The sequence below is a fragment of the Pseudomonas sp. P4_B3 genome, assembly GCF_056402295.1.
Genome location: NZ_JBFUHR010000018.1, coordinates 1 through 13,113, shown reverse-complemented (window position 1 = coordinate 13,113; position 13,113 = coordinate 1). Strand labels below are relative to the sequence as shown.

Sequence of the window (13,113 nt, the reverse complement as noted above, 5' to 3'; positions counted from 1 at the left end):
GTTTTCGAGCTTATCGCGTACCGAAAACCACCATGGTCTTGCCTTTGACGTTCACCAGTTCGCGTTCTTCCAGATCCTTGAGGACGCGACCGACCATCTCCCGGGAACAACCGACTATCCGCCCGATCTCCTGACGGGTCACCTTGATTTGCATGCCATCGGGGTGAGTCATGGCATCTGGCTGTTTGCATAGCTCCAGCAGGCAGCGGGCGACTCGACCGGTTACATCAAAGAATGCCAGGTCACCGACCTTGCGCGTGGTGTTGCGCAGGCGCTGTGCGATTTGTCCGCTGAGGACGTAAAGAATGTCTGGATCCTGCTGGGACAATTCGCGGAATTTCGCGTAGCTGATTTCCGCGACTTCGCATTCAGCCTTGGCCCGCACCCAGGCGCTGCGCTCCTGCTCCAGGCCAGCTTGCTCAAACAGACCCAACTCGCCGAAAAAGTCCCCGGTGTTCAGGTAGGAAATGATCATTTCCCGGCCGTCGTCATCTTCGATCAGGATGGTGACTGAGCCTTTGATGATGTAGAACAGCGTTTCCGAACGGTCGCCGGCACAAATGATGTTGCTCTTGGCCTGATAGCGGCGGCGCTGGCAATGCATCAACAGCTTGTCGAGGTTCTTGATCTTGGGGTTGGGGGCAATCGCAACCATGGTTGTATCCCGAAAAGACTGCACGGTGTGTTTGGTTTTTTTATGAATAGCGAACGCTGGGGGAAAGCTGGCAATGCGCCATTGATTTGGCGTCAGCTTAACAGACACCTCCTGCAATATTCGAGTATTTACCTACAAGGCGGTGGGATATGTCCTAGGACGCCGGGCGCCGTCAGTCACGGGGCCTGTGCTAAGCTGGCGACCCTTTTTTATACAGTGGAGTCTTGGCGATGAAGGCACGCATCCAATGGGCTGGCGAAGCCATGTTCCTCGGCGAATCCGGTAGTGGTCATGTCGTGGTCATGGACGGTCCGCCCGATGCCGGCGGACGTAACCTGGGTGTCCGGCCGATGGAAATGCTGCTGCTGGGTGTCGGCGGTTGCAGCAATTTCGATGTGGTCAGCATCCTCAAGAAGTCCCGCCAGGCGGTCGAAAGCTGTGAAGCGTTCCTTGAAGCCGAGCGTGCGACCGAAGATCCAAAGGTTTTCACCAGGATCCACATGCATTTCGTGGTCAAGGGCCGTGGGCTGAAAGAAGCCCAGGTCAAGCGCGCCATCGAATTGTCTGCCGAGAAGTATTGCTCGGCCTCGATCATGCTCGGCGCGGCAGGCGTGGCAATTACCCACGACTACGAGATCATCGAGCTCGGTTGAATCGACATTCAACTATCATAAAAGCAGTGCAGACTCTGGCGAACACAAGCTGACGTCTGCATAATGCGCCACTTTTTTCAGGGTAGTGGCCCGTCAGCCGACAGGCCTCGCACCCGAGCAGACAACCAAAATCGCCATCGCGAAGAGGTGTTAACCGTCCTACGCAGGTGCGTTGTTCGCATTTGACGGGCATGCTTGATCACGCGGCCGGGCCGCAAACACATAGAGAGTTTTTAACGGTGAAAAGCAAACTCAAGCTCCACGGGTTCAATAACCTGACAAAGACCTTGAGCTTCAACATCTATGACATCTGCTACGCGGAAACCCCGCAAGACCAGCAGGCTTACGTCGAGTACATCAATAAAGAGTACAACGCGAAACGCCTGACGCAGATCCTCACGGAAGTTGTCGATATCATTGGTGCCAACATCCTGAACATTGCCAGTCAGGACTATGAGCCGCAGGGCGCCAGCGTCACGATCCTGATCTCGGAAGAGCCCGTAACCCCGACCGACAGTCAGATCGAAGAGTCCCCGGGCCCACTGCCCGAAATCATTCTGGCCCACCTCGACAAGAGCCACATCACGGTGCACACCTACCCGGAGATCCATCCGGTCAGCGGTATTGCAACCTTCCGTGTGGACATCGACGTGTCGACTTGCGGGGTCATTTCACCGCTTAAAGCGCTCAACTTCCTGATTCACCAGTTCGATTCGGACATCGTGACCGTGGACTACCGTGTGCGCGGCTTCACCCGTGACGTTGAAGGCAAAAAGCACTTCATCGACCATGAGATCAATTCGATCCAGAACTACCTCTCCGATGACACTTACGACGCGTACCAGATGACCGACGTGAACGTGTACCAGGAAAACCTGTTCCACACCAAGATGCTGCTGAAGAACTTCGAACTGGATAACTACCTGTTCGGCGACGCCACCAACAACCTGTCCTCTGAGCAACGTGCCCAGGTGACCGAGCGGGTGAAACACGAAATGCTCGAAATCTTCTACGCGCGCAATATGGCGTAAGACTCTCGAACACAAAAAAGGCGACTCCCTCACGGCAGTCGCCTTTTTTATTGCCGGATACATTCCCTGTAGGAGCTGCGTTGCGGCTATCCGACTTGCCAGCGAAGAGTCCCTGCCAGGCAATCGAAAGATCAGATCCGATAAGTACTCTTGGTCATCACCTTGGCCATCAGACTCATCCCGAACTTCACCGGTGCCGGAAAGCGGAACCCGCCAGCCTCCAGCGCACTTTCGGCATGCTGTTCTTCATCGATGCGCATCTGTTCAAGAATCGCCCGGGACTTTTCATCCTCGGCCGGCAATTGTTCCAGATGTTCGTTCAGGTGTTTGCACACCTGGTCTTCCGTTGCCGCAACGAACCCCAGGCTGACTTTATCGCTGATCAGGCCGGCCACTGCGCCAATCCCGAACGACATGCCATAAAACAGCGGATTGAGGATGCTGGTGTGGCTACCCAGCTGATGGATGCGTTGTTCGCACCAGACCAGGTGATCGACTTCTTCTTCGGCGGCATGCTCCATCGCGGCACGCACTTGCGGCAGTTTGGCGGTCAGCGCCTGCCCCTGATACAGCGCCTGGGCGCAGACTTCGCCGGTGTGGTTGATGCGCATCAGGCCGGCAACGTGGCGTGTGTCTTCGTCGCTCATTTTCGCATCCGGCTGCACGATGGCAGGCGACGGACGGTACGGCTGGCCGCTGAAGGGCAGCAGGGTGCGCATCGCGGCATCGGCTTGCAGCAGTAGGCGGTCAATTGGCGAGTAGTGACGTTGGGTAGTCATGCTGACCTCCGGGGGAATTTCGGCGGCCAGTTTAACCCAATCGGCCGGGGAAGGTTTGCGCTGGGTCAGTCATCCTTGTAGGAGCTGGCTTGCCAGCGAAGAACGATAGCGCGGTGAATCAGGTTAACCGCGTCGCTTTGTTCGCTGGCAAGCCAGCTCCTACAGGGTGGGGTGGTCAATCAGCCCGGTGGCCAGTGCATCTGGCGCTGACCCAGCACGTGCATATGAATGTGGTAGACGGTTTGCCCACCCAGTTCATTGCAGTTCATGACCACCCGGAAACCCTCTTCACAGCCCAACTCCAGAGCCAGGCGCTGCGCGGTGAACAGAATATGCCCGGCCAGCGTCTTGTCGTCCTCGGTCAGGTCGTTCAAGGTGCGAACCGGTTTCTTCGGGACCACCAGAAAATGTACCGGTGCCTGTGGGGCAATGTCGTGGAAGGCCAATACCTGGTCGTCCTCGTAAATGATCTTCGCCGGGATTTCCCGGTTGATGATCTTGGTGAACAGAGTATCCACAGCTGTTTTCTCCGTTATTTGGGCTGGCCTGAGTGTACTCATGGCGTATGCCAGCGCCCAGCTTTTTACCTTGAATTGGATCAGCGCGGGCAGTACGCCTTGTTGATCATGCCGGCGATGGTGCGCGTCAGCCAGCGCGAGCCGAGCCGCGGCAGGAAGGCGAACCAGCGGTTGCGCCGCCCGGGAATAATGATCGCTTGATTCCTTTCCAGTGCGCGCACGGTGTAGAGCGCCACTTCCTCGGGGCTCATCAGCAGTTTGCTGTTGGCCAGTTTGTCGCTGTCGAGTTGTGCGGTACGGAAAAACGCCGTGCGGGTCGGCCCGGGGCAGAGCACCGAAACCTTGATCGCACATTTTCTCAGCTCGACGCGCAATCCTTCGGAAAAGTGCAGCACATACGCCTTGCTGGCGTAATAAGTGCTCATCCACGGCCCCGGTTGAAACGCCGCCACCGAGGCCACATTCAGAATCTGCCCGCCGCCTTGCAGGGCCATGCTGTTGCCGATGGCGTGGCACAGGCGGGTGAGGGCGAGGATGTTCACTTCGATCAGGTCTTGCTCGGTCATCCAGTCCTGGGCCAGAAACGGGCCGCAGGTACCGATACCGGCGCAGTTGACCAACAGATCGATCTGCCGGTCGCCTTCTTCCAGCTCCAGCAGGAATCCGGACAGGCGCAGCGGTTCGCCCAGGTCACAGGCACGGAACAACACTTCCACGCCGAACCTTTGGGTCAGTTCAATCGCAATACTTTCCAGCTGATCACGTTGTCGGGCCACCAGAATCAGGCTGCGGCCGCGCCGGGCCAGCGCTTCGGCCATTGCCAGGCCGATGCCGCTGGAGGCGCCAGTGATCAGAGCGTAACGGGTCATGCAGTTCTCCATCGCAACAGCTCCGCGCCGCGACGCAGGTGTCACGGGCCAGGAGCGCTGTTCATTCTTTCGCAGAGTCTACAGGGGGCCGGGCCTCTTCGGCTGCATCGTCGGTGGAATTTGGCACCGGTTCGATCTCGACTTCGATTTCATCGGTGGTGACCGAACTGCTTTCGTAGCTGCTCTGGGCGGCGCTTTTGTATTCTTCCCGTATCGCCGTGAGACCACCGGCCAGCGAGCCGAACAGAACCAGCGCGATAACGATCAGCCACAGCGAAGACAATACCTTGACCGCGGTACTGTTCGGCGGAGGCGGCGGGCCGTAGCGGTTGGCGGTGTCGTTGCCCGGTACGACCATGATCATGAACGGAAAGAAACTGCCAACGAACGGCACCAGGTTCAGCAGCCACAGCCAGCCGGACCAGCCGACATCGTGCAAGCGTTGAACAGTGATCTGGATGCTGACGAATACAAATCCGACGAACAGGATCAAGGCCAGCAAGCTGCCCAATATCAGGCCGGCGGTCGAATCCGCGCCGATGAGAGCCAGGGCGACCAAGGCAAACACCCCGCAAACGGCCAGAAGCACAGTTGACAGCACCAGCGTCCAGGCGAGGTAACGCAAGCGGCCGATCCGGCCATCGAAACTGAAGGGCTTGAGCGTGGCGAATTCCGCCACGGCTTCGCCGACGGGCGCGCGAGGCGGAGCGTAAGGGGACTGCGGATCTGCCAGGGCAGCCTGGCTACTGGCCGAAGGGTGGTCGTGAACGTCGGCGAGGTTCAGTTCGATCGGCGTTTCGGCTTCGATGCGGGCGTCGATACCGGTTTTGCTCAGCGCCTGGAGATAGGTCTGGGCATCGGCTTGCGACAGGTTGCGTTTGAGCGCTACCGGACGCCCGGTGAACAAGCGTTCAATGGCCGTGACATCGCTTTTGAACAAGTCGGCGAGATTGAGCTTTGCCGTGGTGATGTCGACACCGGGCAGCAAGGCGCCCTCGAATACGATCTTGAAATGATTTTCGCCCATGTGCGAAGCATCCTTGTCGCGAGAGGTTGAAAGAAGAATGTTGTGCCCGGGCGAGAGTAAGGCCAGCCGGGCAAGACTGGCCAAGGTTTGCTGTCAGCTCGGCCAGCGTTTGGTCAACTGGGCAGCCTGCTCCAGGGCCTTGCGGTACTCCGCGTCGAGACGTGCAATCAACTGCTCGACACTCGGCAAGTCCTCGATTTCTCCCACGCCCTGGCCGGCAGACCAAACGGTTTTCCAGGCTTTGGCCTCATCGCTCACGGGTTTGAGCTTGGAGCCGAAGTTGATCTCGCCCTTGCCTTGCAAGGCGGCCATGTCGAAACCGGCTGCTTCCAGACTCTGGCGCATGAAACTCGCGGGGACACCTGACACGGCTGGAGTATGGATGATGTCTGCCGCTTTGGATGTCAGCAGCATTTCTTTGTAGGCGTCGGGCGCGTGACTTTCGGTCGTGCCGATAAATCGTGTGCCAAAGTAGGCCAAATCCGCGCCGAGCAGTTGGGCGGCAAGAATTTCGTGGCCATGATTCAAGCAGCCGGCCAGCAACAGGGTCTTGTCGAAGAACTGGCGGATTTCGGCAATCAGCGAGAACGGGCTCCAGGTCCCGGCGTGTCCACCGGCGCCGGCAGCCACGGCGATCAAACCATCCACGCCGGCTTCGGCCGCTTTCTCGGCATGACGACGAGTCGTCACATCATGGAACACCAGGCCGCCGTAGCTGTGGACCGCGTCGACCAGTTCTTTCACGGCGCCGAGGCTGGTGATCACGATCGGCACTTTGTGCTCGACACAGATCTCAAGATCCGCCTGTAACCGTGGATTGCTGTTATGGACGATCAGGTTTACGGCATAAGGCGCGGGGTTTTCCAGTGTCGCCAGCCCGGCTTCGATTTCTTCCAGCCAGGCCTTGAAACCGCTGCTTTCGCGCTGGTTCAGCGCCGGGAAGCTGCCGACCACGCCCTGGCGACAACAGGCGAGTACCAATTGCGGATTGGAAATCAGGAACATCGGCGCCGCCACCACGGGCAGACGCAAACGTTGTTCGAGCAGAGCGGGCAGCGACATTGGAAGTACCCCGGTGAGTGGTGCCTGGTGGATTTAGAACGGCCGAACGACGACCAGAATTACGATAGCCAGCAATATCAGAACTGGCACTTCATTGAACCAGCGATAAAAGACATGGCTGCGGGTGTTCTCGCCACGGGCAAAACGTTTTACCTGGGCACCGCACATGTGGTGGTAGCCGATCAGAATCACCACCAGCGTCAGCTTGGCGTGCATCCAGCCGCCCTGAGTGAAATACGCACTCGGGTTGAGGCTGATCAGCCAGCCGCCGAAGATCAGCGTAGCGATCATTGCCGGCCCCATGATGCCGCGATACAGCTTGCGCTCCATGACGCTGAAGCGTTCCTTGCTGACGGTATCTTCGCTTTGAGCGTGATAGACGAACAGCCGCGGCAAGTAAAACAGGCCGGCAAACCAGCAAACGATGCTGATGATGTGAAGTGCTTTGAGCCACAGATAAAGCATTTTTAGTTATTCCCAGGTTCACGGTAGCGGGAATAGTAGAGGCTAGAAGCTCCGCACGTCACCTTGACGGTTGTCGCAGGGGCGCGCGGCCCCTATTATCGACGGCTTTCCAGTGGGTTCGTTGAGGGCAGGTTTATGGTCAAGGTCGGTATCGTCGGCGGCACGGGTTACACCGGTGTCGAACTGCTGCGTCTGTTGGCGCAACATCCGCAAGCTGAGGTGGTTGTCATCACTTCCCGATCCGAGGCTGGCCTTGCCGTGGCCGACATGTACCCGAACCTGCGAGGCCACTACGACGGCCTGGCGTTCAGCGTTCCGGACATCAAGACCCTGGGTGCCTGCGATGTGGTGTTCTTCGCCACACCGCACGGTGTTGCCCATGCCTTGGCGGGCGAGTTGCTGGCGGCCGGGACCAAGGTCATCGACCTGTCGGCGGACTTCCGTCTGCAAGACGCGGATGAGTGGGCCAAGTGGTACGGCCAGCCGCACGGTGCACCGGAGTTGCTGGACGAAGCGGTCTATGGCTTGCCGGAAGTCAATCGCGAGCAGATCAAAAAAGCGCGCCTGATTGCTGTGCCGGGCTGCTACCCAACTGCAACGCAATTGGGTTTCCTGCCATTGCTCGAAGCCGGCCTGGCCGATACTGCGCATCTGATTGCTGACTGCAAATCCGGTGTCAGCGGCGCCGGTCGTGGTGCTTCCGTAGGCTCGCTGTACTCCGAGACATCGGAAAGCATGAAGGCCTATGCGGTCAAAGGGCACCGTCATTTGCCGGAAATCCGCCAGGGCCTGCGTCGTGCAGCAGGCAAGGACGTCGGTCTGACCTTCGTTCCGCACCTGACTCCGATGATTCGTGGCATTCATTCCACGCTCTACGCAACCGTTGTTGATCGCTCGGTGGATCTGCAGGCGCTGTTTGAAAAGCGTTATGCCAACGAACCGTTCGTCGATGTGATGCCGGCCGGCAGCCATCCGGAGACTCGTAGCGTACGGGGTGCCAACGTCTGCCGTATTGCCGTGCATCGCCCTCAGGATGGTGATCTGGTGGTTGTGCTGTCGGTGATCGACAACCTGGTCAAAGGCGCTTCGGGTCAGGCGGTGCAGAACATGAACATTCTGTTCGGGCTGGATGAGCGTCTGGGCCTGTCCCACGCCGGCATGCTGCCGTAAGCTTTATCGCGTACAGCAAAAGGCCCGTCTGACGGGCCTTTTTGCATTCCGGGCCGGCGATTGGATTGGTTGATATACCATAACAATAGTTGACCGCTTTTCTAGGAGAAGCGGATAATGCGCGTCATCACGCAATATGACGGCGTAACGCCGGGAGATAGTCAGCATGAGCGTCGAATCCTTCACCCCCACGGCTTTGCAATTCACCCACGGTGCCGCGCACAAGGTGAAGAGCCTGGTCGATGAAGAGGGGAATGATCGCTTGAAGCTGCGCGTATTCGTTACGGGCGGCGGTTGTTCAGGTTTTCAGTACGGCTTCACCTTCGATGAAGAAGTGGCCGATGACGACACCATCGTCGAGCGCGAAGGTGTGAGTCTGGTTGTCGATCCGATGAGCTTTCAGTACCTGGCAGGTGCCGAGGTGGACTACCAGGAAGGTCTGGAAGGTTCGCGTTTCGTCATCAAGAACCCGAATGCGACCACCACTTGTGGCTGCGGTTCTTCGTTCTCGATCTGATCAGCGCGCCTGCATTACAAAGCGCCGCATGGCCTCAGGGCCCTGCGGCGTTTTACTGTGTGGAGAATTTATGCGGGGTAGATGGCGCCCAGTACGCGCAAGCCGCGGGCACCGGTAACGCTCGGGCGGTTGGCCGCAATACCTTCGAGGCAGCAATGAGCCAGCCACGCGAAGGCCATGGCTTCGACCCAGTCGGGGTCTACGCCGTAAGTGGCAGTGCTGCTGACACTGGCGTTTGGCAATAGGCTGGCCAGGCGGTTCATCAACGCGGTGTTGTGGGCCCCGCCGCCGCAGACCAGTAGTTCCTGCGTGTCTGCCTGGGCGCTTTGCAGTGATTCGATGATGGTCAGCGCGGTCAGCTCAAGCAGCGTCGCCTGAACATCTTCGGCGGCGAAGGCTGGCAGTTGTGCCAGGTGCTGTGTCAGCCAAGGTAGGTTGAATACTTCCCGTCCGGTACTCTTCGGGCCTTTGGTTACGAAGAACGGATCGCTGAGCAGCTCATTCAATAGAGCCGGTTCAACCTTGCCGCTGGTGGCCCATTGGCCGTCGCGGTCATAGTTGTCGCCACGTTGCTGATGAATCCAGGCGTCCAACAGGACATTGCCCGGGCCGCAGTCGAAACCGGCAACAGGCTTACCGGGTTCGATCAGGCTCAGGTTGCTGAATCCACCGACGTTCAGCACGGCACGATTGCCGGTCCGTTCTTCAAACAGTGTCTCGTGGAAGGCAGGAACCAGCGGTGCACCTTGTCCGCCGGCAGCGACGTCACGGCTGCGGAAGTCGCTGACCACGGTGATGCCGGTCAGCTCCGTCAGCAGGGCCGGGTTGCCGATCTGCACGGTGAAACCGCGTGCCGGTTCGTGGCGGATGGTCTGGCCATGGCTGCCGATCGCACGAATGTCGTCAGGCTTCAGTTGCTGCTGAGCGAGAAGGGCATGAATCCCTTGGGCTGCCAGTTTCACCCAGTTCTGCTGGGCGATGGCGGAGCGGGCGATTTCGTCCGGGCCGCTGGCACACAAGCCGAGCAGCTCGGCGCGCAGGGAATCGGGCATCGGGATGTAGTGAGAGGCGATCAGCCTGATCGCCGGGGCTTGCTCGACCAGTGCGATGTCCAGGCCATCAAGGCTGGTCCCGGACATCACACCTATATAGAGCGCCATGACTTAGCGCTTGCTCGAAGCTAGCAGAGTGGCTTTTTCCTGTTCCATGCGCGCCATCAGTGGCTGGCTTTGGGCGAGGAATCGTGGGCGTTCGGCCTTGGCAATCGGATCGGCCATTGGCAGTTTCTGGCCCAGCGGGTCGACGTGCACACCATTGACCTGGAACTCGTAGTGCAGGTGCGGCCCGGTGGAGAGGCCGGTGGTGCCGATATAGCCAATCACCTGGCCCTGTTTCACCGTGCCGCCAGTCTTCACGCCTTTGGCGAAGCCTTGCATGTGGCCGTAGAGCGTGGTGTAGGTATTGCCGTGCTGGAGAACCACGGTATTGCCGTAGCCACCACGGCGGCCGGCCAGCAAGACCTTGCCATCACCGGCAGCCTTGATCGGCGTGCCACGCGGTGCTGCGTAGTCGACGCCTTTGTGGGCGCGGATCTTGTTCAGGATCGGATGTTTGCGGCCCATGGAAAATTTCGAGCTGATGCGGGCGAAGTCCACCGGTGTGCGGATGAACGCCTTGCGCATGCTGTTGCCGTCAGCGGTGTAGTAGCTGCTGTTGCCTTGTTTGTTGGTGTAGCGTACGGCGGTGTAGGTCTTGCCGCGGTTGGTGAAGCGCGCCGACAGGATCGGGCCAGTGCCGACGGCCTTGCCGTTGACCACCTTTTGCTCGTAGATCACGTCGAACTCGTCGCCCTGGCGAATATCCTGGGCGAAGTCCACGTCGTAGCCAAACACACTGGCCATGTCCATGGTCAGGCTGTGAGACAGGCCCGCTCGGGCCGCGGACTGCGACAGCGAGCTGTTGATCACGCCATGAACGTAAGCCGAGCGCACGCTCGGTTTGGCGGTAATGCGGTTGAAGGTGTAGCCCTTGTCGTTCTTGGTCAGGCTGATGCTTTCGAGGTCGTTGAGCTTGCTGTGCAGGTTGGTCAACTGGCCGTCAGGGCTCAGTTCGAATTCGAGTTTTTGCCCATGCTTGAGCTGGCTGAACTGCTTGGCCTGCTTGTCGCTGGCCAGTATTTCATGCACTGAGGTGGCTGGGAGACCGACCTTCTCGAACAGTGTAGAGAGGGTGTCACCCTTGGTGACGATCACTTCCCTGTGGCTTGCCGGCTTCTTTTCTTCGACGACCGGCGCCGGTTCGGTTTGAGCGGTTTCCTGAGTGTCTTCGGCGCTGTTGTCGATCTGCGCGAAGGGGGAGGTTGCTGGCTCATTTGTGGCTTGAACGGTGTCAGCAGCGTCTTGATCTTGTGTCAGTTGTTCAGCAGGGCTTTCCAGTTCAAGACTCAGGGTTGTCTTTTTGGCTTCAACATCGCTGGAAGGGAATACCAGGAGCGCCAGACTGAGAAGGGCGGCGATGCCACTTGCGGCAAGCAAGTGGGTCTTCGGGTAAAGCGGCGGCGCTTTAGACGATTCTGTGGTCATAAGTGGTTTTGACTTTGAAAAAGATGAATTGGAAAAGATGAATGACATGATGAAGATGAAATAACTGTATAAAATATAACCAAATCATCTCTGAAGCAAGTCCGCAGGCGCTCTGTCTGCGGATTGGCGTCCGTGCGCCGGGCAAACCTTGTATTTGGCGCGCGATCTTGTATGGTTGGTTCCCTTTGAATCTGAGCCTTGCGGGTCTGTTATGAAGTCGGTTGAAGAGCAGCTAGCGCTGATCAAACGTGGTGCGGAAGAACTGTTGGTCGAGTCCGAGCTGATTGAAAAGCTCAAGCGTGGCCAGCCGCTACGTATTAAGGCGGGCTTCGATCCAACGGCTCCGGATCTGCACTTGGGTCACACCGTGCTTATTAATAAGCTGCGCCAGTTCCAGGAGCTGGGGCATCAGGTGATCTTCCTTATAGGTGACTTCACCGGGATGATCGGCGATCCGAGCGGCAAGAGTGCTACGCGCCCGCCGCTCACTCGCGAGCAGGTCCTCGAGAATGCCGAGACCTACAAGACTCAGGTCTTCAAGATTCTGGACCCGGCAAAGACCGAAGTGGCATTCAACTCCACCTGGATGGATCAGATGGGGCCGGCCGACTTCATTCGCCTGACTTCGCAGTACACCGTGGCTCGCATGCTCGAGCGCGATGACTTCGACAAGCGTTACACCACCAATCAGCCAATCGCCATTCATGAGTTCCTTTATCCGCTGGTTCAAGGGTACGACTCGGTAGCCCTGCGCGCAGACGTCGAGCTCGGCGGCACCGATCAGAAGTTCAACTTGCTGATGGGGCGTGAACTGCAGCGTGGTTATGGTCAGGAGGCCCAGTGCATTTTGACCATGCCGCTGCTTGAAGGCCTGGATGGCGTGAAGAAGATGTCCAAGTCCTTGGGCAACTACGTCGGTATACAGGAAGCGCCGGGTGTGATGTACAGCAAGCTGGTTTCCATTCCGGATGCGCTGATGTGGCGTTACTTCGAGTTGCTCAGCTTCCGCTCCATGGATGAGATCAATGCGTTCCGCGCTGATGTGGAGGCGGGTGCCAATCCGCGCGATATCAAGATCAAGCTGGCTGAAGAGATCGTTGCACGCTTCCATGGTGAGGAGGCTGCGGCCAGTGCTCATCGTGCTGCCGGTAACCGTATGAAGGATGGCGAGCTGCCTGAAGATCTGCCGGAAATCGAATTGACTGCTACCGAGGATATGCCGATCGCTGCTGTCCTTAATAAGGCAGGGTTGGTCAAGAACTCGGCGGTGGCGCGAGATCTCCTGGGTTCCGGTGGTGTGCGTATAGATGGTGAGGTTGTCGATCGCACCTTTATATATGCACTGGGCGCGACCCATGTTTGCCAGGCCGGGAAGAAGGCATTTGCGCGTATTACGCTCAAATCCGAATAAAGCTGAGATAAAGGGTTGACGGCGAATTTTAGAAGCCTATAATTCGCCCCACTTCCGGCGCAGTCGAAACGGAAAACTCCTTGGTAAACAATGAGTTATGCAGTTTTCGGCAGCAGGTTGCTTCAGGTCATCGAAGCCAAAAGGGAGTTGAAAAAGGGGTGTTGACAGCAGCGTGTAACGCTGTAGAATTCGCCTCCCGCTGACGAGAGATCTGAAGCGCAAGTGGTTGAAGTTGAAAAGGAAACTTGGAAAACTTCTGAAAAATACCACTTGACAGCAAATGAGGCTGCTGTAGAATGCGCGCCTCGGTTGAGACGAAAGATCTTAACCAACCGCTCTTTAACAACTGAATCAAGCAATTCGTGCAATTCGTG

Annotated in this window: 14 protein-coding genes and 1 pseudogene; 5 read left to right on the top strand and 10 right to left on the bottom strand. The window is 58.0% G+C overall.

All coding sequences use genetic code 11. From position 1 onward, the window contains the following. Nucleotides 1-10 precede the first annotated feature (10 nt). Complete coding sequence (gene crp, locus AC1DWG_RS20385) at nt 11-655, bottom strand: cAMP-activated global transcriptional regulator CRP (protein WP_477756210.1); 645 nt, start codon at nt 653-655, stop codon at nt 11-13. Nucleotides 656-885: 230 nt separating this feature from the next. Between crp and AC1DWG_RS20380 the strand changes: the two genes are divergently transcribed. Together AC1DWG_RS20380 and speD are read left to right on the top strand one after the other, a co-directional pair. Then, complete coding sequence (locus AC1DWG_RS20380; protein ID WP_007994936.1) at nt 886-1,308, top strand: OsmC family protein; 423 nt, start codon at nt 886-888, stop codon at nt 1,306-1,308. A gap of 239 nt (nt 1,309-1,547) precedes the next feature. Then, nucleotides 1,548-2,339, top strand: a complete 792-nt coding sequence (gene speD, locus AC1DWG_RS20375; protein WP_477756209.1) for an adenosylmethionine decarboxylase — start codon at nt 1,548-1,550, stop codon at nt 2,337-2,339. Between the two features lie 131 nt (nt 2,340-2,470). Here the strand turns inward: speD and coq7 are convergent, their stop codons facing one another. The 6 genes from coq7 to hemJ form a co-directional block, all read right to left on the bottom strand. Further along, entirely contained in the window at nt 2,471-3,118 is a 648-nt protein-coding gene (coq7, locus tag AC1DWG_RS20370; RefSeq protein WP_223460272.1) for a 2-polyprenyl-3-methyl-6-methoxy-1,4-benzoquinone monooxygenase, read from the bottom strand. Nucleotides 3,119-3,297: 179 nt separating this feature from the next. Next, nucleotides 3,298-3,636, bottom strand: coding sequence for a histidine triad nucleotide-binding protein (locus AC1DWG_RS20365; protein WP_477762832.1), 339 nt, complete (start codon nt 3,634-3,636; stop codon nt 3,298-3,300). 80 nt (nt 3,637-3,716) lie between these two features. Next, nucleotides 3,717-4,505, bottom strand: a complete 789-nt coding sequence (locus AC1DWG_RS20360) for an SDR family NAD(P)-dependent oxidoreductase (RefSeq protein WP_477762831.1) — start codon at nt 4,503-4,505, stop codon at nt 3,717-3,719. Between the two features lie 61 nt (nt 4,506-4,566). Continuing rightward, the gene (locus AC1DWG_RS20355; protein WP_477762830.1) at nt 4,567-5,532 is read right to left on the bottom strand and encodes a DUF805 domain-containing protein; all 966 of its coding nucleotides are present in this window, start codon (nt 5,530-5,532) and stop codon (nt 4,567-4,569) included. Nucleotides 5,533-5,625: 93 nt separating this feature from the next. Beyond that, the gene (locus AC1DWG_RS20350) at nt 5,626-6,594 is read right to left on the bottom strand and encodes an NAD(P)H-dependent flavin oxidoreductase (protein ID WP_477762829.1); all 969 of its coding nucleotides are present in this window, start codon (nt 6,592-6,594) and stop codon (nt 5,626-5,628) included. A gap of 33 nt (nt 6,595-6,627) precedes the next feature. Further along, a complete protein-coding gene (gene hemJ / locus AC1DWG_RS20345; protein WP_477759775.1) occupies nt 6,628-7,059 on the bottom strand; it encodes a protoporphyrinogen oxidase HemJ in 432 nt (143 codons plus the stop codon). A gap of 135 nt (nt 7,060-7,194) precedes the next feature. On the opposite strand from hemJ, the gene argC reads away from it, so the two are divergent. Further along, a complete protein-coding gene (argC, locus tag AC1DWG_RS20340; RefSeq protein ID WP_008051660.1) occupies nt 7,195-8,229 on the top strand; it encodes an N-acetyl-gamma-glutamyl-phosphate reductase in 1,035 nt (344 codons plus the stop codon). Nucleotides 8,230-8,395: 166 nt separating this feature from the next. Then, on the top strand, nt 8,396-8,746 hold the full coding sequence (erpA, locus tag AC1DWG_RS20335; RefSeq protein WP_007906865.1) for an iron-sulfur cluster insertion protein ErpA: 351 nt from the start codon (nt 8,396-8,398) through the stop codon (nt 8,744-8,746). Between the two features lie 68 nt (nt 8,747-8,814). On the opposite strand, the gene AC1DWG_RS20330 is transcribed toward erpA, so the two are convergent. Together AC1DWG_RS20330 and AC1DWG_RS20325 are read right to left on the bottom strand one after the other, a co-directional pair. Beyond that, a complete protein-coding gene (locus tag AC1DWG_RS20330; protein ID WP_477759774.1) occupies nt 8,815-9,906 on the bottom strand; it encodes an anhydro-N-acetylmuramic acid kinase in 1,092 nt (363 codons plus the stop codon). Nucleotides 9,907-9,909: 3 nt separating this feature from the next. Then, complete coding sequence (locus tag AC1DWG_RS20325; RefSeq protein ID WP_477762828.1) at nt 9,910-11,328, bottom strand: peptidoglycan DD-metalloendopeptidase family protein; 1,419 nt, start codon at nt 11,326-11,328, stop codon at nt 9,910-9,912. A gap of 211 nt (nt 11,329-11,539) precedes the next feature. On the opposite strand from AC1DWG_RS20325, the gene tyrS reads away from it, so the two are divergent. Further along, complete coding sequence (tyrS, locus tag AC1DWG_RS20320) at nt 11,540-12,739, top strand: tyrosine--tRNA ligase (protein WP_477763139.1); 1,200 nt, start codon at nt 11,540-11,542, stop codon at nt 12,737-12,739. A gap of 122 nt (nt 12,740-12,861) precedes the next feature. Here tyrS and AC1DWG_RS20315 read toward each other — a convergent pair. Beyond that, nucleotides 12,862-13,113, bottom strand: a pseudogene (locus AC1DWG_RS20315) (hypothetical protein); the annotation flags it as partial.

What these genes read in the sequence shown, in the direction of transcription:
- crp (WP_477756210.1), bottom strand. Translation starts at nt 655, where the DNA reads ATGGTTGCGATTGCCCCCAACCCCAAGATCAAGAACCTCGACAAGCTG.
- AC1DWG_RS20380 (WP_007994936.1), top strand. Translation starts at nt 886, where the DNA reads ATGAAGGCACGCATCCAATGGGCTGGCGAAGCCATGTTCCTCGGCGAA.
- coq7 (WP_223460272.1), bottom strand. Translation starts at nt 3,118, where the DNA reads ATGACTACCCAACGTCACTACTCGCCAATTGACCGCCTACTGCTGCAA.
- AC1DWG_RS20360 (WP_477762831.1), bottom strand. Translation starts at nt 4,505, where the DNA reads ATGACCCGTTACGCTCTGATCACTGGCGCCTCCAGCGGCATCGGCCTG.
- AC1DWG_RS20355 (WP_477762830.1), bottom strand. Translation starts at nt 5,532, where the DNA reads ATGGGCGAAAATCATTTCAAGATCGTATTCGAGGGCGCCTTGCTGCCC.
- AC1DWG_RS20350 (WP_477762829.1), bottom strand. Translation starts at nt 6,594, where the DNA reads ATGTCGCTGCCCGCTCTGCTCGAACAACGTTTGCGTCTGCCCGTGGTG.
- hemJ (WP_477759775.1), bottom strand. Translation starts at nt 7,059, where the DNA reads ATGCTTTATCTGTGGCTCAAAGCACTTCACATCATCAGCATCGTTTGC.
- argC (WP_008051660.1), top strand. Translation starts at nt 7,195, where the DNA reads ATGGTCAAGGTCGGTATCGTCGGCGGCACGGGTTACACCGGTGTCGAA.
- erpA (WP_007906865.1), top strand. Translation starts at nt 8,396, where the DNA reads ATGAGCGTCGAATCCTTCACCCCCACGGCTTTGCAATTCACCCACGGT.
- AC1DWG_RS20330 (WP_477759774.1), bottom strand. Translation starts at nt 9,906, where the DNA reads ATGGCGCTCTATATAGGTGTGATGTCCGGGACCAGCCTTGATGGCCTG.
- AC1DWG_RS20325 (WP_477762828.1), bottom strand. Translation starts at nt 11,328, where the DNA reads ATGACCACAGAATCGTCTAAAGCGCCGCCGCTTTACCCGAAGACCCAC.
- tyrS (WP_477763139.1), top strand. Translation starts at nt 11,540, where the DNA reads ATGAAGTCGGTTGAAGAGCAGCTAGCGCTGATCAAACGTGGTGCGGAA.